The organism is Lactobacillus sp. ESL0785, from assembly GCF_029395455.1.
Lineage (GTDB): Bacteria > Bacillota > Bacilli > Lactobacillales > Lactobacillaceae > Lactobacillus.
In genome coordinates this window covers 969,953-993,262 of record NZ_CP113916.1, presented here as the reverse complement: position 1 = coordinate 993,262, position 23,310 = coordinate 969,953, and the positions used below count along the sequence as shown (strand labels likewise).

Below are 23,310 nucleotides of genomic sequence, written 5' to 3'. Positions count from 1 at the left end.
AGCCGTGAGTAAGGAAGATTTTCCCAGTGAAAAAGATTTAGATCAAGAAGAAGCGACTACCAAAAAGTCAAAAGAAAAAGCTGAACCACAAAAGGCAAGTGCTGCTTCTAAAAAAGAAGAACAATCACCTGAGCAAAAACTTCAAGAAGAATTAACTAAGGCGCAAGCTGATAGTAAAGATTTTGAAGATAAATATTTGCGCAGCCAAGCAGAAATGCAAAATATGCAAAACCGTTATAATAAAGAACGGGCACAATTAATTAAATATGAATCACAATCTTTGGCTAAGGATGTTTTGCCTGCAATGGACAATTTAGAGCGTGCTTTAGCCACTAAGGCTGATGATGATGTTTCTAAGCAATTAAAAAAGGGTGTACAAATGACCCTTGATGCACTTGTAAAGGCTATGAAAGATCACGGAATTAGTGAGATTGAGGCTGAAGGTGTTAAATTTGATCCGACATTACATCAGGCTGTGCAAACAGTTGCTGCAAGTAGTGATGATCAAAAGGACCACGTTGTTCAAGTTTTACAAAAAGGATATCAATATAAAGACCGTACATTAAGACCAGCAATGGTTGTTGTTGCACAGTAATGAAAGGATGTTAATTAATGTCAAAAGTTATCGGAATTGACCTCGGAACTACTAACTCAGCAGTTGCCGTTCTTGAAGGTAAAGAACCAAAGATTATTACTAACCCAGAAGGTAATCGGACTACACCATCAGTAGTTGCTTTTAAAGATGGTGAAATTCAAGTTGGTGAAGTTGCTAAACGTCAAGCAATTACTAACCCGAATACAGTTATTTCAATTAAGCGGCACATGGGTGAAGCTGATTACAAGGTTAAGATTGGTGATAAATCATATACCCCACAAGAAATTTCTGCGATGATTTTACAATATATCAAGAAGTTCTCTGAAGATTATTTAGGCGAAAAAGTTACTGATGCTGTTGTAACAGTACCTGCTTACTTCAACGATGCCCAACGTCAAGCCACTAAGGATGCTGGTAAGATTGCTGGCTTAGATATCAAGCGGATTATCAACGAACCAACTGCTTCTTCACTTGCTTATGGTCTTGACAAAGATGCTGAGGATGAAAAAGTTTTGGTTTACGACCTTGGTGGTGGTACTTTTGATGTTTCCGTTTTGCAATTAGGTGACGGCGTCTTCCAAGTATTATCAACTAATGGTGATACGCACCTTGGTGGTGACGACTTTGACAATAAGATCATGGATTGGCTTATCCAAAACTTCAAGGATGAAAATGGTGTTGACTTGTCTAAAGACAAGATGGCTTTGCAACGGTTAAAGGATGCTGCTGAAAAGGCTAAGAAAGACCTATCTGGTGTATCGTCAACTCATATTTCACTACCATTTATTTCTGCTGGTGAATCTGGTCCTTTACACTTAGAAGCTGACTTAACAAGAGCTAAGTTTGATGAATTAACTAGTGATTTAGTTGACAGAACTAAGGTTGCTTTTGATAATGCCTTAAAGGATGCTGACTTAACGGTTAATGACATTGACAAGGTTATTTTAAACGGTGGTTCAACAAGAATTCCTGCTGTTCAAGAAGCCGTTAAGAAGTGGGCTGGTAAGGAACCAGATCACTCAATTAACCCTGATGAAGCTGTTGCCTTAGGCGCCGCTATTCAAGGTGGGGTTATTTCAGGTGATGTCAAGGATGTCGTTTTGCTTGATGTTACGCCATTATCACTTGGTATTGAAACTATGGGTGGCGTCTTCACTAAGTTAATTGAAAAGAACACAACTATTCCAACTTCTAAGAGTCAAATTTTCTCAACAGCTGCTGATAATCAGCCAGCTGTAGATGTTCACGTTTTGCAAGGTGAGCGGCCAATGGCAGCTGACGATAAGACTTTAGGTCGTTTCGAATTGACAGATATTCCGGCAGCTCCACGTGGTGTTCCGCAAATTCAAGTTACTTTTGATATTGATAAAAACGGAATCGTCAATGTTTCTGCTAAAGATATGGGTACTGGCAAAGAACAAAAGATTACCATTAAGAGTTCATCGGGTCTTTCTGATGAAGAAATCAAGAAGATGCAAAAAGAAGCCGAAGAACACGCTGAGGAAGATAAGAAGAAGAAGGAAGAAGTTGACTTGCGTAATGAAGTTGACCAACTAATCTTCTCAACTGAAAAGACACTGAAGGAAGTTAAGGACAACGACAAGATTTCTGCTGACGATACTAAGAAAGTTCAAGATGCTCTTGATGCTCTGAAGAAAGCACAAAAGGATAACAATTTGGACGAAATGAAGTCGAAGAAAGATGAGTTAACCAAAGTTGCACAAGATTTAGCTGTTAAGTTATACCAAGCTAATGGTGGTGCTCAAGGTGCTGCTGGTCAAGCTGGTCCACAAGATCCAGGTTCACAAGGTGGCAGCACAAATAATGGTTCTGCAGGTGACGGTGAATTTCATAAGGTAGACCCAAACAAGTAAAGGGTTTATAATTAAATAAACAAGAAAAGAACTGCCGAAAAAGTAGTTCTTTTCTTTTGGAAAGTAAGGAGCTTTTAGTAAATGGCACAAGAAGATTATTATAGTGTGCTAGGCGTTGATCGTAGCGCCAGTGATAAAGAAATTAACTCTGCTTACCGTAAATTAGCTAAGAAGTACCATCCAGATTTAAATCATGAACCTGGTGCCGAAAAAAAGTATAAAGAAGTTAATGAAGCTTATGAAGTTTTGCATGACAAGCAAAAGCGGGCACAATATGATCAATTTGGTTCAGCTGGTGTCAATGGTCAAGGTGGCTTTGGTGGTGCAGGCCAAGGCTATGGTAACTTCAACGGCTTTGGCGATTTTGGCGATATTTTTAATGATTTCTTTGGTGGTGGTACTGGTGGCGGCCAGCGTCAAGCCAATCCAACAGCACCAACCCGTGGACAAGATCTTGATTATACATTGACCATTGACTTTATGGATGCTATTACTGGTAAAAAGACTCAAGTTTCTTATACGCGTAGTGAAACTTGTTCAACTTGTCAGGGAACAGGTGCTGAAAAGGGTACACATCCAGTTACTTGTGATAAATGTCATGGTTCAGGTTATATGACAGTAACTCAAAAGTCGATGTTGGGGATGATTCGCCGGCAGACAGTTTGTGATAAGTGCCATGGTCGTGGTGTCATTATTGAGCATCCATGTCAAACTTGTCACGGTAAGGGAACTGTTAATGGCAATAATACAATTGAAGTTAATATTCCGGCAGGAATTGATAATGGTCAGCAACTACGCTATGAAGGTCAGGGAGAAGCTGGCAAGAATGGTGGGCCTTATGGTGACTTGTATATTAGTTACCGTATTAAGCCATCTAAGGACTTTGAGCGTAATGGTAATACTATTTATACAACAGTACCAATTTCCTTTGCTCAGGCAACTTTAGGTGATGAAATCAGTATTAAGACGGTGCACGGTAAGAGTAAGTTGAAGATTCCAGCAGGAACCCAACCGAATAAGAAATTTACATTGCGCGGTGAAGGTGTACCATACTTGCGCGGTAATGGTAACGGTGATCAAGTTACAACAGTGCAAGTTCAAATTCCAGAATCAATTAATGATAAGCAAAAGCAGGCCTTGGTTGACTTTGTAAAAGCTGGTGGTGGTTCAATTACCCCACAAGAAAAAGGCTTCTTTGAACGTTTAAAAGAAAAATTGAAGTAATCAAATTAAAATAAAGAATCCTAAATTTGTTAGGATTCTTTTTTCTGTTCTACCTATGTATTTGTTATAATAGAAAGATAGAATAAAGGGTGCAAATAATTTATGGATATTAAAAAATTACAAGATTATCAAAAACATATTCGCAATTTTTCAATTGTTGCGCATATTGATCATGGTAAATCAACCATTGCTGATCGGATTTTGGAATTAACTGATACGGTTTCAGAGCGACAATTGAAGAACCAAATGCTTGATGACATGCCACTTGAGCGACAACGCGGAATTACAATTAAGATGAACTCGGTCGAAATTAAGTATCACGCACAAGATGGGCAAGATTATATTTTTCACTTAATTGATACACCGGGACACGTAGATTTTTCTTATGAAGTTTCACGGTCATTAGCAGCTTGTGAAGGGGCTCTCTTAGTAGTTGATGCTTCACAGGGTGTACAGGCACAAACACTAGCTAATACTTACCTAGCAATTGATGATGATTTGGAAATTCTACCAGTAATTAATAAAATCGACTTGCCTTCAGCTAATCCCGAACAGGCCAAAGAAGAAATTGAAGAGATGCTGGGACTTGATGCTTCAGATGCCGCTGAAGTTTCTGGAAAAACTGGTCAAGGAATTTCTAATATGCTTGAAAGAATTGTCCAAGATATACCCGCACCAGATGGTGATTTAACAGCACCACTGAAAGCATTAATTTTTGATTCAAAATATGATGATTATCGTGGCGTGGTCCTTTCTGTCAGAATTGAAGAAGGGATTGTTAAGCCGGGTGATCAAATTGAAATTATGAATACTGGCAAAAAGTATGAAGTAACTGAAGTTGGGGTTACAAGTCCGCAGCCAATTAAAAAAGACGTTCTGATTGCCGGAGATGTTGGTTATCTAACAGCTAATATTAAGTCTGTGCGGGAGACACGTGTGGGTGATACGATTACCTTTGCAGAAAATCCGACAGCTGAACCGATGCCTGGTTACCGGCAGATTCCACCAATGGTCTATTCTGGGATGTACCCAGTTGACAATGCCAAGTATGACGATTTAAAAGAAGCCTTGCAAAAATTGCAGTTAAATGATGCTGCTTTAGAATTTGAACCGGAAACGTCTACTGCCTTGGGCTTTGGCTTTCGGTGTGGTTTTTTAGGCCTTTTGCATATGGATGTTGTGCAGGAACGGTTAGAGCAGGAATTTGATCTTGATTTAATTATGACAGCACCATCGGTAGATTATCATGCGCTTATGAATGATGGAACAACAAAGGTAATCGATAATCCATCGGATTTACCGTCTGCTGGTGAGTATAAGGAAGTGCAGGAGCCTTATGTCAAAGCTGAGGTTATGGTTCCTAACGACTTTGTAGGTCCAGTGATGGAATTATGTCAGCGTAAACGCGGCGAGTTTGTCACAATGGATTATTTAGATAAGTATCGCGTCAATGTGATTTATGATATGCCGTTAGCTGAAATCATCTATGACTTTTTCGATGATTTAAAATCATCAACTAAGGGTTACGCTTCGCTTGATTATGAAATTACGGGCTATCGTGCCACTGATTTAGTCAAGATTGATATTTTACTTAATAAACAGGCAATTGATGCTTTGAGTTTTATTGCGCACCGAGATGAAGCCCAGAAACGGGCGCGGCAAATGACCTCAATGCTCAAGAAATTAATTCCGCGGCAAAATTTTGAAGTTGATATTCAGGGAGCAATTGGAGCTAAAATTATTTCGCGGGCAACAGTTAAGCCTTATCGTAAAGATGTAACGTGGAAAATTCATACAGGTGACCCTGATCGGCGAGCTAAACTATTAGAAAAGCAAAAACGTGGTAAAAAACGGATGAAGGCTGTGGGTCGTGTTGAAGTGCCACAAGATGCTTTTATGGCAGTTTTAAAAATGAATGACGATGATCTGAATGCAAAGTAATAGTTAGGAGTAAAACATTTAATGATTGAGTGGAAACAACGTTCTGCTAAGGAATTAGCTCCTGAGTTAATTGAAAAATACCAACTTAGCCCAATGACGGCTAAGTTGTTTTCTTTGCGAGGAATAAATACTGATGAAGAATTAAATTTTTGGTTTAATGCGACAGAAGCAGATTTAGCTGATCCTAATTTAATGCATGATTTGACTAAAGCTGTTCAGCGGATTAATCAAGCGATTGATAATGGTGAAAAAATAACCATTTATGGTGATTATGACGCAGATGGTATTACAGCTACAACAATTATGATGGAAAATTTGGAAATTTTAGGTGCTGATGTGCATTATTTTATTCCAGATCGTTTTCGTGATGGCTATGGTCCAAATTTAGCAGCTTACCAAAAGATAGTTGCAGATGGTACTAAACTAATTATTACTGTTGATAATGGAGTAACCGGTGTTCAAGAGGTTGCTTATGCCAAAAGTCAGGGCGTTGATACAATCATTACGGACCACCACACTTTTCAAGAAGAAGTTCCTGCTGCTTACGCCATTGTTCATTGTAATTATCCGGGACAAAAATATCCGTTTGATGATTATTGTGGTGCTGGTGTTGCCTACACAATTTGCCGAGAATTAATGCAGGATCCTATGTCTGAATTGCTTGAATTAGCAATGATTGGAACAATTGGTGATATGGTTAAAGTTTCGGGCGAAGGCCACGTTATTGTTAAACGCGGACTGGCAATGCTTAATCAAACGCAACGGCCTGGGTTGCGTGCTTTAATTAAAAATGCTGGTTTAAAGTTAGGTTCAATTGATGAAACCGATGTTGGCTTTAATATTGCACCGCGATTAAATGCAGTTGGTCGACTAGCTGATGCTAGTTTAGCTGTTGAGCTGCTTTTGTGTGATGAGGAAGAGCAGGCACGAGAATTGGCTGCTCAGGTTGAGGAACTTAACGATAAGCGTAAAGAGTTAACGACTACGGTTTATCAAGATTGTCTAATGCAGGTGCAAAACAATGGTTGGCAGACTAAGAATACTTTAGTCATTTATAATCCTGATTTTCATGAAGGTGTCCTTGGTCTAGTAGCAAATAAAGTAGTAGAAAAATATCATAAGCCGACAATTGTCTTAACTAAAAATGATCAAGGCGAAATTAAGGGCTCAGGTAGATCTACTCAGGGATTTAACTTGTTTAATGCCTTAAATCCCCTAAAAAAAGATTTACTAACAAAGTTTGGTGGGCATGATTTTGCGTGTGGGCTGTCAATGACTGAAGATAAAATTGCTGCTTTGCGGGATGCTTTTGAAGCGAGCTTTGAAGGGACATCTAGTTTGGCAACTAAATATTATGACTTAGAATTACCACTAGCTGGATTAACGACTGATACAGTAGCAGAAATTAGCCAAGTTGGTCCTTTTGGTACTGACAATGTACAACCAATTTTTAGTATTACCCATGCAGCAATTAATAATTTTATTTTTATGGGTAAAGACAAGACTCATATTCGTTTTCAAGCTGTCAAAAATGGTGGTAAATTAGATGTTGTTGGGTTTAATAAAGAATTTTTGACGCGTAATTTATTACCATTTATTGATCAAATTTTTATTCAACTGGGGCTTAACACTTATCGTAAGCAGACTAAATTACAGGGCATTATTACGGGTTTTGTTTTTAAAGCACCGCAATTAGCTGTCCCGACACCAGTTGTGGATTTACGTCAAGAAAAATATATTATGGGTTTTGCTGACAAGTATTTATTGTTTGATGATAAAAATCGCTCAATTGCTGAAAATAGTTTAGGTATTGAACCGGCTAAAATTTCTTTGGTAACTGATTATCAGGAAGCTGGAGAGACAGCCGTGCTGCTTGATGCCCCACATAGTCAGCAGGAGCTAGATGCAGCTTTGACTAATGATTATCAGCAACTTTATTTACGTTTTTTATTAGATCAGTTGCCTGTAGAAACTTTACCAGCCAAAGCTGATTTTGCTCGGGTTTTAAAATATGTTTATCGGCATCCAGAACTTGCAGTAGCTGATTACCGGCAAGTTGCACCTTTTCTAGGTTTAGACTACAATAGTGTCTTATTTATTTTACGCGTCTTCTTTGAATTAGATTTTGTGAAAATGGAGCAGGGTAAGATTGTTGGGGTGCGAAAACCAGTGAAGCAGCCATTAACTTCGTCACGCTATTTTTGTGCTTCTGTATCGCAAATTAAATTTGTGCATGAGTTAAGGCAGATGCCGACCACGCAGTTATTAATGTATGTCAACAGTCAGCTAAAGCGGCATTAATGTTTTCTTTTAATGCTTTTCAAGTAAAAATCTGTTAGAATAGATAAGTTGAATTATGCTTGGTAAAGCAATTGAAATTTTGGAGGTTTTTCTTCGTATGGCAAACATTTTTGAAGAGCGAATTGCAAGTGTTAAGGATTTTCCGAATAAGGGAATTGTTTTTCGTGATATTACCCCTATTTTGCAGGACGGTAAATTATTTCAGGCAGCTACACATAAGCTGGCAGAGTATGCTAAGAGTAGAAAAGCTGATGTGATTGTTGGTCCAGAAGCTCGTGGATTCATTGTTGGATGTCCTGTTGCAACTGAATTAGGTTTGGGCTTTGTTCCTGCGCGGAAGCCCCATAAGCTGCCAAGAGATGTTGAACGTGCTTCATATGATTTGGAATATGGCTCAAATAGTCTGGAAATGCATAAAGATGCAATTAAACCTGGACAAAGAGTAGTTATCTGTGATGATTTATTAGCTACTGCCGGAACTTTACGTGCATGCAAGCAATTAATTGAAAAGTTGGGCGGTGTGCTAGTTGGTGCTGCTTTTTATATTGAATTACCAGATTTAAAAGGACATGAAAAGTTGCCTAACTTAGATATCTATTCACTTGTACAATTTCATGGTGCTTAAATAATTGTTAATATGTTAAAAATGGTTTTCTTTAAATAAAAAGGGAAACCATTTTTTGTGCAAATAAGAAAACAAATTTTTTTACATGGTTAGTTTGTGTAGATATAATATAGCTTATGTTAAAAAAGGAGAAGTGAATAATTTGCAATTAAGAAAAGCAACAATGGTCGATTTTGACCAAATTATGGATATTTTAAAAGATGGGGCAAACCAATTGGCAGAAAGTGGTGTCAATCAGTGGCAAGGAGATTATCCATCACCAGATCAAATTAAGGAAGATATTAAAAATGGTTGGGCGTATTTAGCTGTTTCCGACGATCGAGAAACAGTTGGGGCAATTTCGATTGTTCCCGCACCTGATCATGCGTATGATCAATTAAATGGTGCATGGCTGACACAAACGGATAAGTATCTTGTTATTCATCGTGTTGCCATTCATTCTAAGCATGCAGGTAATGGTTATGCAACTAAGCTCTTACAAGCTGTAATTACTGAAATTAAGGATAATCATCCTGAAATTGACTCGCTTCGTATTGATACGCATGAAGATAATAAGGCAATGCAGCACTTGATAAATAAAATGGGTTTTAAACAAGTAGGAACTTTACATGGCGTCTATCGTGCAGATGAAACTTCGTATGTTTATGAATTGGTTAGATAAAAAATAATTGCAAAAATTGCTCGAATAATTGTTCGAGCAATTTTGTTATTTAAACAATTATAAGTTATAGCTAAATATTTGATTTAAAGCTAATTTTAACCACTTTAAATTTAATAATTTTGTTTACAATAGTTATTTTATGTTGTACTATTATTATAACAAGTGTAATTTAATGCCATGAAGGCAAAAAATGTTGCTAACAAATTTATGTAGCGTTTACTTTTATAAGCACACTACTGTTAGCAAAGGGAAAGGAGATGATGCAAGGGACAACCAACATAATATAGTTATTGTTAACTTACTTGTGTCCTTGTCTCACAGTTCACAAAATAATAATTATCTTTCCTGATTAATTAAATATTTTTTCCTATTCTAAATTTTTATAACCAAATAGCATATACAAAAACACTTTTTCATTAATGTGATGGTCAATCAGGAACACATTAATGAACTCATTTAAAGACTGACCTCGGCAACTAAACGAGATCAGTCTTTTTTTTGCTCAAAAAAATAGGGCTTCCGCAAAGAAGCTCTATTTTAATCAGGTTATTTATTTTTCATAATCGGTTGATAAACAAGGTCGATTACAATTGCTGCTACTAGAGCAATTGCAAATGTCAGCAATAAGTTAGTCCAACTGATTTTAGTCATTGCTAACCCAAAGACTGCCAAAATGATTGTTAAAACAATATCGCCTAATTGGGTTAAACCAACTGCTTTGGAAGGGTAATCCTGCCAGAAAAAGCGTTTAGTCCGCGTAATCAAGATAATGAACATTGCACTCAATACGAGATAGACGTAAACCATTGTTGAAACTGTACCATGGCTAAAGCCATGAGTATTGAGGAAACCAACTGCAATAATACCAATTGCTGTCCAGCCAAAAGCTAATGAGAAGGCAATCTTAGCTAATTTAGCCATGTTCCAGTTTTCTGGCTTATAAGTGATATGAGTGCGGTCAGTACCAATCATCATGGTCACCATGTTATTCATGATTGTGTAGATGACCATTGCGTTAAGCGCCATTGGAATATAGTTGAAGAAAAGATAACCAAAAGTTAGCAACATCGTTAATTCAGCTGTTCGTGCTAATTTGGTTAATGACCAAGTGGTCATTCGTTGGTAAACACGGTGACCAGCATCTAAAATTTTAACAATCGAGCTTAACCCATCATTTAAAAGTACCATTTTACCAGAACGCTTAGCAACATCGGCGGCGTTTGAAACGGCAATACCAACTTCAGCTTGTTTTAGTGCCGGTGAATCATTAACCCCATCACCAGTCATACCGACAATATAGCCTTTCTTTTGGAAAAATTTAACCATTCGTAATTTATCTTCTGGTAGAACGTCAGCAATGCCAGCTAGGTGAGTAATATCAGTATTTTCATTGAAATCATGAATTGAGATAACATCACCGGATAAGTCGACTTGTTGAGCAACTGCGATCGCTGTTTTTTGATTATCACCAGTCAACATAATTGGGCGCACGCCGCGTTTTTTCAATTCGGCCAATGCAGCTTTAGAATCTGACCGAACTTGATCTTGTAAGATGAAGACGCCAGCCAATTGATCGTTAATTAACAAAGCACAGGAACGACCAGCACCAAAATCAATCTTTTTAGCCGTACTGCTAGCAGTTTGATCGATTAGGGATAGTTGCTTAAAGGAACCCAATTTAACGTTGTAACCCTCAATATTAGCCATTGAGTAGCCCGTAGCAGAAGTGAACGGGGTAAAGTCAGTGGCAGTTTTAACAGTTAAGCCTAAGCCAGCAACATAATCGTCAATAGCTGTGTCAATGATTTTTTTGTTACGCTTGTCAGTAGCTGCAGTTGCTAGTTCTAAAACCGTGTTATTGTCGAGTGGACTGAAATTAGTCCATTGGGCAACAGCTGTTTTGTTTTCTGTAATAGTTCCAGTTTTGTCCAGTAAAATCAGGTTCAAGTTGGCTGCATCTTGAATTCCAGTTAAGTCTGAAGTTAAAACGCCTTCTTTACTTAGTCTAGTTGCTTCAAATGAGTTAGAAAGAGCAAAAGTTGAGGGCATAGCAACTGGAATTGATGCGATAAACATCATTGCCAAAAATGGTAGCATATTAATTAAATTTTGAATGTCACCGCCCTTAAAGAAGGAAGCAATGACGATTACTAAAGTTAGAATACCATCAAGTAGACAAAGGTAATAGATGATTTTAGTTAATAATTGTTGTAAATGTCCGGGAGCAGCTGAATTGTTGATTAAGTTAATGGTTTTGCCTGAACGTGAATCTGAACCAGTCGCTGTAACTATAGCTAAGCCAGAACCTTCAACAACTGTTGTTCCAGCAAAAGCTGAATCAGCAACTTGCTTATGAACAGTTTTGGCTTCACCAGTGATTGAACTTTCATCAGTTGCAATCTGACCGTCAACTAATTTAACATCCGCCGCTATGACATCGCCTGGTTGCATGTTAATCAAGTCACCAGGAACTAAATATTTTGAATCAATGTTCTGCCACTTGCCGTCACGTTCAACAGCAACTGTCGGTGTTAATTTGTGGGAAATATTATTTAAAACGCGTCGTGATTGCTTTTTCTTTGATGCCCCATTCCAGGCAGCAAAGAGTAACATTAGTAACACGAATAATGATTGAATCCATTTACCTAAGATACATTCTAGAAGAAGGGCAGCTTCTAGAATCCAAGCGGATAAATTCCATAATTTAGATAAAAATTCTTTAAAGAAATTAAATTGTGGTTCAGGAACTTCATTTAAGCCCTTTTCTTTAAGAAGTTTATCTGCTTCGGCTTGACTTAAGCCGGTAATTTTTTCAGACATAATTTGCCTTCCTTATATTAAATTTGTACCTTATCTAAATTAGCACAATTAGGCGCTTTTTACTAGAAAATAAAAGCATGACCACTTGATAATATTAATGATTATCTTAAAGATCAGCTAGGAATAAATGTCATTTAAGTAGTCAGTTAGAATTTGTAAGCTGAACATAAACGTTTTTAGTTGAGTTCAGATTATCTACGCACATCGATTATGAATGAGTTAAGGTCACCACGATACTTAGCAATTGAATATTCAATTGGCTTTTCATCACTGGTAAGTCCTTGGGTGTGAAAGTAAAAGATTGGCTTGTTATTTGGAATATTAAGTAGATTGGCCGTAGTTTCATCAGCTTCTAGAACTTCCAACTTCCTGATAACATGCGTAACTTTTAATTTATACTTTTCCAAAGTGCTGTAAAGAGAATCCTTAACGAAATCGTAGTTAATTAACTCAGGCACTCTTTCCTGGGGAACGTAGGTAGTAACTAAAACAATTGGCTTTTGGTCAGCATAACGTAATCGTGTAAGTTTAAAAACTGGTGCATTCAACGGAATTTTTAAGTTCTCACTTACTTCAGAGTTAGCTTGTTGGACTTGAAAGTATAGCAGGTTTGTCTTAGGATAAATACCTTTTATATTCATTTCTGCGCTGTAACTTTCAATTACGTGAGTAAATTCCTGTTCGATTTTTGCTTGCCTAACTATCGTTCCACGCTTGCGGCGGCGTTCTAAATAGCCTTTGTTGACTAGCTTAGAAATTGCTTGACGCACGGTTGGTCGGCTGACATGATAGTTTTCTGCAAGTTCTACCTCTCGCGGAATCAGTGTGTTTTGTTTATAGACACCAGTTTGTATTTTCTTTAGTAAATCATCTTCAATTAATTTATATTTGGGTTGTCCTGCTTTTGTCACACTATTGCCACCTTTTTATGTAATCACAAGTTACTATAACACAAAAAAATCAATGCTTATAAATTCCAGTTGGTATTTTGCATTGATTTTTTTATCTTAAAATTTTGTTTTAAATATCTAGAGAAGTAATATTGTCATCTTCAAAGCGTTTCTTCAAAGTCTCAATAATTTTTACTCCGGAACTAGTCCCGATTCGCTTTGCACCTGCGGCAATCATTGCTAAAAAGTCATCGGTGTTACGAATACCGCCAGCTGCCTTAACTTTGACGTTAGGGCCAACATTTTCCTTCATTAACTTGACATCCTCAACTTTAGCACCAGCAGTCCCAAAACCAGTTGAAGTTTTTACAAAGTCAGGTTCAACTTTTTTGGCAATTAAGGCTAATTGCTTAATTTCATCTTTAGTAAGAAAACAGGTTTCAAAGATTACTTTACACGGAATATTCTTTTCATGACATGTGGTAACAATTTGCTTCATTTCGTCTTCAATGTAGTCCCAATCATGGTCACGTACTTTGGTTAAATTTACTACATAATCAATTTCATTGGCACCATTTTCGATTGCATTTTTAGTATCAAAAACCTTTGAAGCTACAGTTGTTTGTCCCAAAGGGAAACTAATTGCTGCTCCAGTATCAATATCTGTTCCTGCAAGTTGTTTAGCGCAATATTTTGATTGAACTTGATTAATTGCCACCATTTTAAAATGATACTTTTTTGCTTCATCACAAAGTTTTTTCATATCTTCTTGAGTTGCATACGGATGTAAATTCGTATGGTCAATTAAGCGGGCAAAATCATCAATTGTATATTTCATAATTATTTCTCCTTTATGTATTTACATAATAGATTATAATGATTAAAGGAAAAAAGGTCAACAATAAATTAAATTTCTATAAAAATAGATATTGACTTAAAGATAGCGATTACATATAATTACATTGTAAAAATAATATGTAATTACAAAATGGAGATGAAGCTAGTGAAAGTTCTTTTAACATCACATGGTAATTTAGCTGAAGGTATTTTATCAGGCTTTGAATTTATTGCCGGTAAAAGTTCAAAAATTTTAACTCTACAATTGGATAATGATGGCATTGATAAATATCGTAGCAGTTTAAATGAATTATTAGATCAGCAAAAGGAATCAGTTTTGATTTTGGCCGATTTAAAAGGAGGGACACCTTATAACGAATCATATAAATATTATTTAGAACATCCAGAAAGAGTTAGTTTAATTAGTGGATTAAATTTGCCAATGTTACTTGAACTAATTCCACAGCTTACAAGTAAAACAACACTTGATGAAGCAACAGAAATTGTTTTAAAAGCTGGTGCAGAAGGAATTATAAAAGCAGTAGATATTCAAGATGATGATGACGACCTTTTTTAGTCATTGAAGAATGGAGTAATAAAAAATGAGTATTTCAGTAGTAAGAGTTGACGATCGTGTAATCCATGGTCAAACAATGACCAGATGGACTAAGGCCCGTCCAGTAGATGGCATTTTAGTTGTTGGTGATAATATTGCGCATGACAAGCTGAGGAGAAAGGTACTTAAAGCTGCAGCCAATGAGTTAAAAGTTGGAATTTACACAGTTGCAGAAGCGGGTGAAAAGATTGCAAAAGGAATTGAATCTAAAAAGAAATTCTTTTTAATAAGTGACTCACCGCAAACATTCGCAAAATTGGTTGATTTAGGTATTGACTTTGGTAAGGTGCTTAATGTTGGTCCAATGAACACTAGACCTGGGACTAAGGTATTAGGAAGAACGGTTGCTTTAGATCAAAATGATTACGATGCTTTTGAAGATATTGCAAAACATGGTGTTGAGATTCAATTTCAGCTTCTGCCAGATGATGAACCGAAATCATGGACAACTATGAAGAAAAAATATGATGAAATGAAATAAATAGGAGGAACAGAAAATGAATAGTTTGTTTTTTCCAGCTCTTTTAACAGGAATTTTTTGCTATTTAGGAGCAATTGAAACACCTTGGCTATTTGGTATGTCGGGTGGTTTCTACATTGTAGGTAGACCTTTAGTTGCTGGATTATTAGTAGGTCTTGCTTTTGGTGATATTAAAAATGGTATTTTATGTGGTTTAGCTGTACAGGCTGTATTTATAGCTAACCTTTCAACTGGTGGTGCTACTAATAGTGAGATTACTTATGCGGCATATGGCGGTATCGGTTTAGCAATGGCTACTACTAAGAATCCAGCGATTGCGGTAACTCTGGCAATTTTAATTGGCCAAACTTTTGGCTTAATCTTTTACAACGGACGGATGGCTCTCTATTCTTTTTGGAATACTAGAGCAGAAAAAGCAGCCCATGAAAACAACGATCGCGGTATTGTTTTAAACCATTTGGTATATCCACAAATTACTACTTTTCTTTTACGTGCCGTACCAGTATTTTTAGCAATTTACTTTGGTAAAGGACTAGTTAATTGGCTGATTAGCAGTATTCCTGAAATTGTAACTCATATTATTCAAGTTCTAGGTGGCGTTTTACCAGCTCTGGGTATTGCTATGCTTATGAGTATAGTTATTAAAAGCAAACCACATTTTATCTTTTTCCTTGCTGGTTTTGTCCTACTAGCTTTTGCTAAGTTAAGTATGATTGCGATTGTCTTTATTGCAGCGTTAGTTGCATATCTTTATTATCTTGCATCCGGTAAAAACACTGTCTCTACAGCAGGTTCAACTGTGGGTGATAATGATCAAACTGTTAATACAGATGATGAATATGAAGATGAGGATCTATTCTAAGGAGATTTATTATGGCAAATTCAAACAATACTGAACCGAAAAAATTACTATCAAAGCACGAATTAAATCAAATTTGGTATCGTTGGGGCTTTACGCATTTGAGTTCGATGAGTTACGAAAAGTTGCAGGGTCATGCATGGGCATATTCATATTTACCATTTGCTCGTAAATATTATAAAAATGATCCTGAAAAAAAGCGTCGCCTTTTGGAACGGCATTCAATGTTTTATAATACTGAACCACAAACTGGACAATTGATTAACGGAATTGTTGCTTCACTTGAGGAACAAATTGCTCTTGGCAATGATGTTTCTGAAGAAATGCCGGTAACTATTAAAGCAACTTTAATGGGACCTTTAGCTGGTATTGGCGATTCAATTATTCAAGGTATTATTGTTCCTATTCTCTTATCTATTGGTATGAGTTTAGCTAAAGGCGGTAGTCCAGTTGGACCATTGTTCTATATCATTGCTTACGGTATTATTGGACCAACGATTTCATACATTGCATTTCATAGTGGCTATCGTCTAGGTGTTGGAGCAATTGATACCATCGTGGGTGAAAATTCTAAGCGTATCACTGATGCCTTCAATATTTTGGGTGTGATGGTTGTTGGAGCTTTAGCGGCTAATACAATTGTTCTGAAGACAATTGCTAAAATACCACAAGGTGGTAAATCAGCTCCATTGCAAGGTGTTTTAGACGGAATTTTCCCAGGACTATTGCCTCTAGCTATGGTTATTCTTGGCTGGTGGCTTGTTTCAAGCAAACAAATGACAGCAACAAAGGTTATCATTATTATGGTAGTAATCGTTACTTTGGGCTGTTTAGTAGGCTTATTTTAAAATGACAATATAATTAAAACTGCATAAAAATAGTGAGCGTAAAGCTCACTATTTTTATGCTTTTTTCGTATTTATTAACTTGGGATACTGTTTGCCAAATAGTTGATTATTAGAATATGTATCACTAAATTAGGTTATTACTTTTAATTTTGTACATATTTAAGGGTATCTTTTTTCCAATCGTCTATTGAATTAATTGATTTTGTAAGCAAATTCAGTTGACGATCTGACATATTAGGGGGATGTACATAAATATTTTAAATTTTAAGTGAATTAATGAATTATACTATTAAAAGTATATTTTGTTCTGTATCGTTATGGATTTATCACAGTTATAATTGGAAGCGTATTCAGGGTAAAAAGAAAGAAGGCGATTATATCAACGATAGAGAAGTGAAAATTGTTAAGCAAATATTAATTGATGGCGTGACGCACTATGAAAATATTGAACATAACATTGGTGTGTCAAGAGGAACAATTAATAAGTATCTTAAAGAAATTGCTGACGAAGTTGAAAAATATCATATCAAACTGATTAGAAAGCAAAGTTACGGAATTTATTTTGAAGGCGATACTGATCATCTTTTGTCTTCTTTACAAAAGGGTAACTTAGTATCTAGTCAGGAAAATCCAAAAGAAATAAAATTGGGAATTATTTCTAGATTACTAACAGATGAGCAGCCTATAACCATTCAAGAATTATCTAATAAATATTATGTTAGTAGAACAACAATTGAACTTTATCTTAAGGAAATTAAAGGTTGGTTTAATCAACAAGGTGCAAGCCTCAAAAGTGGAGAGCGTGGAATTTTTGTTCAAGCATCTGAAAGTATCAAGCGAAAATTAATGACCTTGCTTTTAGGATTTTATTGGGGTGATAACCTAAGTATTAATGGTCAAGTTAATTCAGAAATGGTGATCAATGTGCCTAAAGAGTTGAAGTCAATTTTTGATCAAACTATTTTCTTTGGAGTTGGACAGACACTTACTCAATTTCAAAAAAATAGTTTAATAACTTTGAATGACTATCAATTCCAATCTTTAGAAATTCATCTGGTGATTGCTATTCAGAGAATAAAAAATGGTGAAATTATTCAACAAAATGATGATTTTACGGCTCATCCCATGTCCCCGAATACTCAAACTTTAACAAAGCTACTGGAAGATAAGTTTCAATTGACAATACCTGAAGCTGAGCAAAAATACATTAACATTCACATCTTAGCTGCTGAGCCTAACAGTCAGCAATATGCCAATTTAGAGGGGAATATGCCAGACTCTCAAAACAATGTTATTGCTTGCTTTTTACGTAACAAGTTATCAAGTTACGATGAAACTTTAATTAACAATCTGACCCTGCACTTAATTCCTGCGCTGCATCGCTTTACCTTAGGCCTAAGTATTAAGAATCCGTATAAAGATAGCATCAAAAGAAACTTTGCTTATGTTTATAACCAAGCAGTGGATTTAAGTATAGAGATAGAAAAATCCTTTTCAGTTCATATCAATGATGATGAAATTGCATATATTGCTCTGCATTTAGAAAGTTATGTTGAAAGGCGTGAACAAAATAATAAAGTAGTTGCTGTTATTGCTTGTAGTACAGGTTTGGGAACGGCTCGACTTCTTAAACAGAGAATTGAAAAATATTTTCCTGATACAATCAAAATTAATCGTGTAGTTTCAATATCGGAGCTGATTAATACACCTGTTACAGAGGATTTGGTCATTAGTACAGTTGATATAAATATAGCTCACAAGAAAGTTGTATTTGTACCACCATTTTTAGATGAACAATCAAAAGGGAAAATCCAACAAGTAATTGATAATTTAACTAAGTTTAAAAAAGACGAAAATGAATTTATGAAGTTAGTTAAACCAGAATTAATTATGATTGATCATCAACATATTAAACGTAACCAAGCAATTCATAAAATTTGTGATGTATTACAAAAACAGGGTTATGTATTTCCTGGAATTGAGAAAGCAGCGATTAAGCGAGAAGAACTTGCTAGTACAAAAATGGAGCTTGTTGCCATGCCACATGCTCCAATTAAGTATGTTAAGTCTCCCTGTATTGCTATTTATATTAATTCAAGTGGTATTGATTGGGGTAAAGGTAAAGTTAATCTTGTCTTTTTCATGGCAATGAACAAAAGCATAAAAAGTTCAATTAATGAAATTTATAGTTACTTTAATGCAATTTTGGAGGATAAAAAGATGTTGCGTAAATTGAGTCGGTTAACAAAAGAAACAGATGTGATTACTACGATAGGAGATGAAGAGATTGACTAAAAAAGAGACAAGTTTTATTTCAAAAGATAATATCGTAATTGGTTTAGATGCTTCTTCTAAGGAGGATGCAATAACTAAATTAGCGGCTGTCATGGAAAAGAACGGTATTGTAAGTGATGCAACTAAATTTAAGGACGATGTTTTGTATCGAGAAAGCTTGACGACAACAGGCATTGGCAATAATATTGCTATTCCTCATGGAAAAAGTGAAACGGTTAATGTGGCTTCATTGGTGTTTGCTAAAACAACTAAGCCACTTGAGTGGAATTCACTTGACGGCAGTAAGGTATCAATTATTTTTTTAATGGCTGCACGTGATAAAGATAGCGGTAAAGAGCATTTAAAGATGCTAGCAACAATTGCTGGAAAGTTAATGGATGATGATTTTGTTGCACAAGTCAAGGCAGAAAATGATCCAGATAAATTAGTAAATATTTTTAAGGAACTAGAAGATTAGGAGAAATTATTATGAGTAAATTTGTAGCAGTAACAGCATGTATTGCCGGAGTAGCCCACACCTATATGGCAGCACAAAACTTGAAAAAGTATGCCAAGAAAAATGGTGATCAGATTAAAGTTGAGACGCAAGGTGCAATGGGCTTTGAAAATAAACTAAGCGCAAAGGATATTGCAGAAGCTGATGCTGTGATTTTCGCAGTTGACACTAACGTTCGAGAACAAGATCGTTTTGCAGGTAAAAAAATTCTTAAAATGGGTACTTCTGAAGTAGTAAAAGATGGTAGTAAGGCAATTGCTAAAGCTCATGAGCTACTTGGTGATTAATTAAATTTTTTTAGAAAGGTGAGTTTGTTTTATGGATAAGATAAAGCAATTCTTTAAAGAATTAGTAGATCACTTTCAAACAGGAGTTTCATACATGATTCCCCTTGTTTCAGCCTCTGGGTTAATCGTTTCGATTGCTGTTGTCGGCGGTGGTAATGGCGTATGGAATCAGACGAGTAATATTTGGGGTATTTTACGGATGATTGGTCAACAAGGCTTGGGCTTTATTCCTGTCATGATTGCCGCATACATTTCATACTCGATTGCTGATCGACCAGGACTGGCACCAGCCTTTATTGTTGGACTAGTTGCTAATAAGTTGGGTATGGGCTTTATTGGCGGAATGGTTGTTGGTGTTTTAATCGGTTATCTTGTTTATTGGCTTAAAAAGTTGCCAATGCCAATGAGTCTGATTTCTTTAAAATCAATTTTCGTTATTCCTTTAGCCTCTGTATTAATTGGTGGTTTAGTAATTTTCTATGTCTTCAGTGATCCTGTTAGAGCAATGCAAAATGGCTTAACTTCATGGTTGGCAAGTATCAGTGGTTCTAACAAAGTCTTAGTTGCTGCAATTATTGGTGCGATGATGGCAACAGATATGGGTGGACCAATCAACAAAGTTGCTTATACGTTTAGTATGGCTTCATATACTTCTGGTGGTTACGCAATTAGTACTGCATGTTTTATTGCTATTGGAATTCCACCTCTAATCATGGCGTTAGCAAGTTTTATCGGTAAAAAGTATTACAGTCAAGATGAAAAAGAAAATTCAACTACTGCTTTGATCATGGGTATTATTGCTACTACCGAAGGTGCAATTCCATTTGCTGTTTCTGATCCAATAGCCGTAATTCCAAGCTGCATGATTGGTTCAGGATTAGCTAGCGCACTTAATGCATTCTTTGGTACAACGCAAAAGACGGCTTTATCCACATTTATGGCTGCACCGTTTGATTCAAATATTTTATTATACTGCTTATCAATTGTGATTGGTGTAGTTGTTGGAGCATTACTATGTAATTTCCTTAAGAAATTAATGCATCGGGATCAAAAAGTTGCTGCAGAAGCAGCTGCTTAATTATAGGAGAGAAAAATGTACAAAGTATTTTATAAACCTGAAAAAGATAAATGGATGGGTGACATCATGCCTTTTGGCAAAGATGGTAAGTTCTATTTGTATCATCAACGTGACCCTCGTAAGCCAGGACCACTGACTGATAATGATGAACCGTTTGGCTGGTCACTGTCAACCACAACAGATTTTGTTAATTATGAAGATCATGGCGACGCAATTCCTGCTGGAGATGCCAAAGACCCTGCACAGTGGATTTATGCGGGTTCTGTTTTTGAAGCTCAAGGAAAAATTCAGGCCTTTTATACTGGTTATAATAAGAAAGCTGAACAGGAAGGTCGTGCTTCGCAAGTTTTGCTTCATGGAACTAGTACAGACTACGAGCATTTTCAAAAAAATGTTGATAAATTATTATTACCTGCTCAAAAGGGTTATGATAAAACAGATTGGCGTGATCCATGGGTCATTTGGGATAGTGATAAGGAAGAGTACTTATTAATTTTGGGAACCAGATTAGCAGGTCCTAAATCTAAATTAACAGGGCGAATTGTTTCATTTACCTCAAAAGATTTGAAGAATTGGGATTTTAAAGGCGATTTCTATGCTCCTAATTTGTATACCGGTCTTGAAATGCCTGATTTATTTAAGATGGGTGATTGGTGGTACTTACTATATACTGAGTATAGCGAGCAAAGTAAAACCCGCTACCGCATGAGTAAGAATATTAATGGTCCTTGGATTAAGCCTAGAGATGATGCCTTTGATGGTCGTGCTTATTACGCTGCCAGAACTGCTTTTGATGGTCAAAGACGAGTACTATTTGGTTGGGTGCCAACTCGTGAAAAAGGTCAGGGCGATATGGTCAACTGGGAATGGGGTGGCACATACGTACCACTAGAACTTGCTCAAAGAGAAAATGGTACACTTGCTACTAAACTCCCAGATGAATTAACTGAACAATTTACTACTAAAACTAAAATTTCTGATTTTACAATTGAAAATTCAGCTGGTAGAACAGAAAAAGTTATTGCTCATGATGTAGGCCGCCATTTTGTTTTAGACATGGATATTACATGTTCAGATGATACCAGTGATATTGCAGTAAGATTATTTAAGAATCTAAAAACAGATGAATCATATCAGTATTTATTAACTAAAGATGATAAACGGTTGATTTTTGATAAGAGTCCAGAGTGGCCATGGTTCCAAATGATGAACAAAGGGCTTAATAGACCCCTTCCTGAACCTAACTTTAAGAAAATGCATGTCAAATTAATGGTAGATAATGACATTTTTGTCTTGGTTGTTAATGGCATTAGTTTAATCGCTCGTGGTTATCAAAAATTTGGTGATGACCTAGCCGTTGCTGCCAACGGTAAAGTGGAATTTAAGAATATTGAGTTAAGAAAGTAAGCTAATGGCAGAAAAGATTAAATCTTTGGTCTTTTTTGATATGGATGGTACTTTATTATCTAGCAAAACCACAATTTTACCGGAAGTTAGTCAGGCTGTACGCCAATTAAAAGCCAATGGGAATATTCCAGTAATTTGTACTGGACGAGCTGCATTTGAAGTACGACATTTCATGAAAGAATGTGAGATTAATTCATTAATTGCAACTAATGGACAATATGGTGAATTTAATGGTCAAGTGGCATTTAACTTAATGATTTCTAGTACTATTTGTCAAAAAGTTTTAACATACGCGCAAAGTAGAAATGATATTATTGGCTTTTATAATTATAGGCAGATCGCATTATCCGATGATCAGCCGCTATCACGTAAATTTTATCAAAATATTTCATCGCCATTTCCGCAAGTTAACCCTGATTTTTATAAAGATAATCCAGTTAATCAGCTTTTAGTGATTACTCATCATGCGGATACTGAATATAGCAGACTATTTCCTGAATTACGTTTTATGATTACCGGTTCCCAATCAATTGACACGGTTTTACAAAATAATTCTAAAGGTCAAGGGATTTTAAGATTATTAAAACAAGAAAATCTTTCTGTGCCGACCTATGCTTTTGGTGATGGTAATAATGATTTAACAATGTTTGACGTAGTTGATTGCGGAATTGCAATGGCAAATGGCAATTCTGCAATTAAAAATGCAGCTACCTATGTTACGGATACAAACGATAACTTAGGGATTGTTAAAGCTTTAAAAAAATTAAAATTAATTTAAAAGAGGGTATAATAATGAGCGTATTTAAAGGTGTTTCACATGTGGGTATTCCAACAGATAATTTTGCTAAAAGTGTTAGAGATTATAAGAAAATTGGTTTTGAATTAATTAATCAAGAAGATAACAATGGCAGCCAAACTGGATTTTTTCAATTAGGCAATTTGATGCTTGAAGTCTGGGAAACAACAATTAATCCAGTAAATGGCGCAATTAACCACTATGCTTTGGATACAGATGATGTTGCTACAGCATTTGCACAAATTAAAGCAGCTGGTTTTAAACTGATTGATCAACAGATTATGCACTTACCTTTTTGGGAACATGGCATTAGTTACTTTAACTTTTATGGTCCAAATCATGAAGTTATTGAAGTTTGTCAAAGAAATAAGAAGTAAAG

Annotated in this window: 21 protein-coding genes; 18 read left to right on the top strand and 3 right to left on the bottom strand. The window is 36.0% G+C overall.

Features of this window, described 5'->3' with window-relative positions:
- The first annotated feature begins 4 nt into the window (after positions 1–4).
- The 7 genes from grpE to OZY43_RS04780 all read left to right on the top strand — a co-directional run bounded on the left by grpE (position 5) and on the right by OZY43_RS04780 (position 9,221).
- Entirely contained in the window at positions 5–595 is a 591-nt protein-coding gene (grpE, locus tag OZY43_RS04810; protein ID WP_277163926.1) for a nucleotide exchange factor GrpE, read from the top strand.
- A gap of 17 nt (positions 596–612) precedes the next feature.
- The gene (gene dnaK, locus OZY43_RS04805) at positions 613–2,469 is read left to right on the top strand and encodes a molecular chaperone DnaK (RefSeq protein ID WP_277163925.1); all 1,857 of its coding nucleotides are present in this window, start codon (positions 613–615) and stop codon (positions 2,467–2,469) included.
- A gap of 81 nt (positions 2,470–2,550) precedes the next feature.
- Positions 2,551–3,693, top strand: a complete 1,143-nt coding sequence (gene dnaJ, locus OZY43_RS04800; protein WP_277163924.1) for a molecular chaperone DnaJ — start codon at positions 2,551–2,553, stop codon at positions 3,691–3,693.
- 102 nt (positions 3,694–3,795) lie between these two features.
- On the top strand, positions 3,796–5,634 hold the full coding sequence (lepA, locus tag OZY43_RS04795) for a translation elongation factor 4 (RefSeq protein ID WP_277163923.1): 1,839 nt from the start codon (positions 3,796–3,798) through the stop codon (positions 5,632–5,634).
- A 24-nt stretch (positions 5,635–5,658) separates the two neighbouring features.
- Positions 5,659–7,935, top strand: coding sequence for a single-stranded-DNA-specific exonuclease RecJ (recJ, locus tag OZY43_RS04790; RefSeq protein ID WP_277166362.1), 2,277 nt, complete (start codon positions 5,659–5,661; stop codon positions 7,933–7,935).
- A gap of 97 nt (positions 7,936–8,032) precedes the next feature.
- The gene (locus OZY43_RS04785; protein WP_277163921.1) at positions 8,033–8,560 is read left to right on the top strand and encodes an adenine phosphoribosyltransferase; all 528 of its coding nucleotides are present in this window, start codon (positions 8,033–8,035) and stop codon (positions 8,558–8,560) included.
- Positions 8,561–8,702: 142 nt separating this feature from the next.
- Positions 8,703–9,221, top strand: coding sequence for a GNAT family N-acetyltransferase (locus OZY43_RS04780; protein ID WP_277163920.1), 519 nt, complete (start codon positions 8,703–8,705; stop codon positions 9,219–9,221).
- 546 nt (positions 9,222–9,767) lie between these two features.
- Here OZY43_RS04780 and OZY43_RS04775 read toward each other — a convergent pair.
- The 3 genes from OZY43_RS04775 to deoC form a co-directional block, all read right to left on the bottom strand.
- Positions 9,768–12,041, bottom strand: coding sequence for an HAD-IC family P-type ATPase (locus OZY43_RS04775; protein ID WP_277163919.1), 2,274 nt, complete (start codon positions 12,039–12,041; stop codon positions 9,768–9,770).
- Positions 12,042–12,232: 191 nt separating this feature from the next.
- Positions 12,233–12,952, bottom strand: coding sequence for a GntR family transcriptional regulator (locus OZY43_RS04770; RefSeq protein WP_277163918.1), 720 nt, complete (start codon positions 12,950–12,952; stop codon positions 12,233–12,235).
- 109 nt (positions 12,953–13,061) lie between these two features.
- Entirely contained in the window at positions 13,062–13,769 is a 708-nt protein-coding gene (deoC, locus tag OZY43_RS04765) for a deoxyribose-phosphate aldolase (RefSeq protein WP_277163917.1), read from the bottom strand.
- Positions 13,770–13,934: 165 nt separating this feature from the next.
- Between deoC and OZY43_RS04760 the strand changes: the two genes are divergently transcribed.
- From OZY43_RS04760 to OZY43_RS04710, 11 genes are all read left to right on the top strand, one after another.
- The gene (locus tag OZY43_RS04760) at positions 13,935–14,345 is read left to right on the top strand and encodes a PTS N'-diacetylchitobiose transporter subunit IIA (protein WP_277163916.1); all 411 of its coding nucleotides are present in this window, start codon (positions 13,935–13,937) and stop codon (positions 14,343–14,345) included.
- 25 nt (positions 14,346–14,370) lie between these two features.
- A complete protein-coding gene (locus OZY43_RS04755) occupies positions 14,371–14,865 on the top strand; it encodes a PTS sugar transporter subunit IIB (RefSeq protein WP_277163915.1) in 495 nt (164 codons plus the stop codon).
- A gap of 16 nt (positions 14,866–14,881) precedes the next feature.
- Positions 14,882–15,727: a PTS sugar transporter subunit IIC gene (locus tag OZY43_RS04750; protein WP_277163914.1), complete on the top strand. Its 846-nt coding sequence runs from the start codon at positions 14,882–14,884 to the stop codon at positions 15,725–15,727.
- Between the two features lie 11 nt (positions 15,728–15,738).
- Positions 15,739–16,572 (top strand): PTS system mannose/fructose/sorbose family transporter subunit IID, encoded by an 834-nt coding sequence (locus OZY43_RS04745; protein WP_277163912.1) that lies wholly within the window; start codon positions 15,739–15,741, stop codon positions 16,570–16,572.
- Between the two features lie 276 nt (positions 16,573–16,848).
- The gene (locus OZY43_RS04740; protein WP_277163911.1) at positions 16,849–18,867 is read left to right on the top strand and encodes a PRD domain-containing protein; all 2,019 of its coding nucleotides are present in this window, start codon (positions 16,849–16,851) and stop codon (positions 18,865–18,867) included.
- The gene (locus OZY43_RS04735) at positions 18,851–19,324 is read left to right on the top strand and encodes a fructose PTS transporter subunit IIA (RefSeq protein ID WP_277163909.1); all 474 of its coding nucleotides are present in this window, start codon (positions 18,851–18,853) and stop codon (positions 19,322–19,324) included. Before OZY43_RS04740 ends, OZY43_RS04735 begins: the two co-directional genes overlap by 17 nt.
- An 11-nt stretch (positions 19,325–19,335) precedes the next feature.
- Positions 19,336–19,650: a fructose PTS transporter subunit IIB gene (locus OZY43_RS04730; protein WP_277163908.1), complete on the top strand. Its 315-nt coding sequence runs from the start codon at positions 19,336–19,338 to the stop codon at positions 19,648–19,650.
- A gap of 31 nt (positions 19,651–19,681) precedes the next feature.
- On the top strand, positions 19,682–20,728 hold the full coding sequence (locus OZY43_RS04725) for a PTS fructose transporter subunit IIC (RefSeq protein WP_277163906.1): 1,047 nt from the start codon (positions 19,682–19,684) through the stop codon (positions 20,726–20,728).
- Between the two features lie 15 nt (positions 20,729–20,743).
- Entirely contained in the window at positions 20,744–22,135 is a 1,392-nt protein-coding gene (locus tag OZY43_RS04720; protein WP_277163904.1) for a glycosyl hydrolase family 32, read from the top strand.
- A gap of 4 nt (positions 22,136–22,139) precedes the next feature.
- On the top strand, positions 22,140–22,913 hold the full coding sequence (locus OZY43_RS04715; protein WP_277163902.1) for a Cof-type HAD-IIB family hydrolase: 774 nt from the start codon (positions 22,140–22,142) through the stop codon (positions 22,911–22,913).
- 14 nt (positions 22,914–22,927) lie between these two features.
- Positions 22,928–23,308 carry a VOC family protein gene (locus tag OZY43_RS04710; protein ID WP_277163900.1) on the top strand — a complete coding sequence of 127 codons (381 nt, stop codon included), beginning with the start codon at positions 22,928–22,930 and terminating at the stop codon, positions 23,306–23,308.
- The last annotated feature ends 2 nt before the right edge of the window (positions 23,309–23,310 follow it).

What these genes read in the sequence shown, in the direction of transcription:
- OZY43_RS04710 (WP_277163900.1), top strand. Translation starts at nt 22,928, where the DNA reads ATGAGCGTATTTAAAGGTGTTTCACATGTGGGTATTCCAACAGATAAT.
- OZY43_RS04775 (WP_277163919.1), bottom strand. Translation starts at nt 12,041, where the DNA reads ATGTCTGAAAAAATTACCGGCTTAAGTCAAGCCGAAGCAGATAAACTT.
- OZY43_RS04735 (WP_277163909.1), top strand. Translation starts at nt 18,851, where the DNA reads ATGAAGAGATTGACTAAAAAAGAGACAAGTTTTATTTCAAAAGATAAT.
- OZY43_RS04755 (WP_277163915.1), top strand. Translation starts at nt 14,371, where the DNA reads ATGAGTATTTCAGTAGTAAGAGTTGACGATCGTGTAATCCATGGTCAA.
- lepA (WP_277163923.1), top strand. Translation starts at nt 3,796, where the DNA reads ATGGATATTAAAAAATTACAAGATTATCAAAAACATATTCGCAATTTT.
- OZY43_RS04715 (WP_277163902.1), top strand. Translation starts at nt 22,140, where the DNA reads ATGGCAGAAAAGATTAAATCTTTGGTCTTTTTTGATATGGATGGTACT.
- OZY43_RS04730 (WP_277163908.1), top strand. Translation starts at nt 19,336, where the DNA reads ATGAGTAAATTTGTAGCAGTAACAGCATGTATTGCCGGAGTAGCCCAC.
- OZY43_RS04750 (WP_277163914.1), top strand. Translation starts at nt 14,882, where the DNA reads ATGAATAGTTTGTTTTTTCCAGCTCTTTTAACAGGAATTTTTTGCTAT.
- deoC (WP_277163917.1), bottom strand. Translation starts at nt 13,769, where the DNA reads ATGAAATATACAATTGATGATTTTGCCCGCTTAATTGACCATACGAAT.
- dnaK (WP_277163925.1), top strand. Translation starts at nt 613, where the DNA reads ATGTCAAAAGTTATCGGAATTGACCTCGGAACTACTAACTCAGCAGTT.
- OZY43_RS04740 (WP_277163911.1), top strand. Translation starts at nt 16,849, where the DNA reads ATGAATTATACTATTAAAAGTATATTTTGTTCTGTATCGTTATGGATT.
- OZY43_RS04785 (WP_277163921.1), top strand. Translation starts at nt 8,033, where the DNA reads ATGGCAAACATTTTTGAAGAGCGAATTGCAAGTGTTAAGGATTTTCCG.
- OZY43_RS04720 (WP_277163904.1), top strand. Translation starts at nt 20,744, where the DNA reads ATGTACAAAGTATTTTATAAACCTGAAAAAGATAAATGGATGGGTGAC.
- OZY43_RS04745 (WP_277163912.1), top strand. Translation starts at nt 15,739, where the DNA reads ATGGCAAATTCAAACAATACTGAACCGAAAAAATTACTATCAAAGCAC.
- dnaJ (WP_277163924.1), top strand. Translation starts at nt 2,551, where the DNA reads ATGGCACAAGAAGATTATTATAGTGTGCTAGGCGTTGATCGTAGCGCC.
- OZY43_RS04725 (WP_277163906.1), top strand. Translation starts at nt 19,682, where the DNA reads ATGGATAAGATAAAGCAATTCTTTAAAGAATTAGTAGATCACTTTCAA.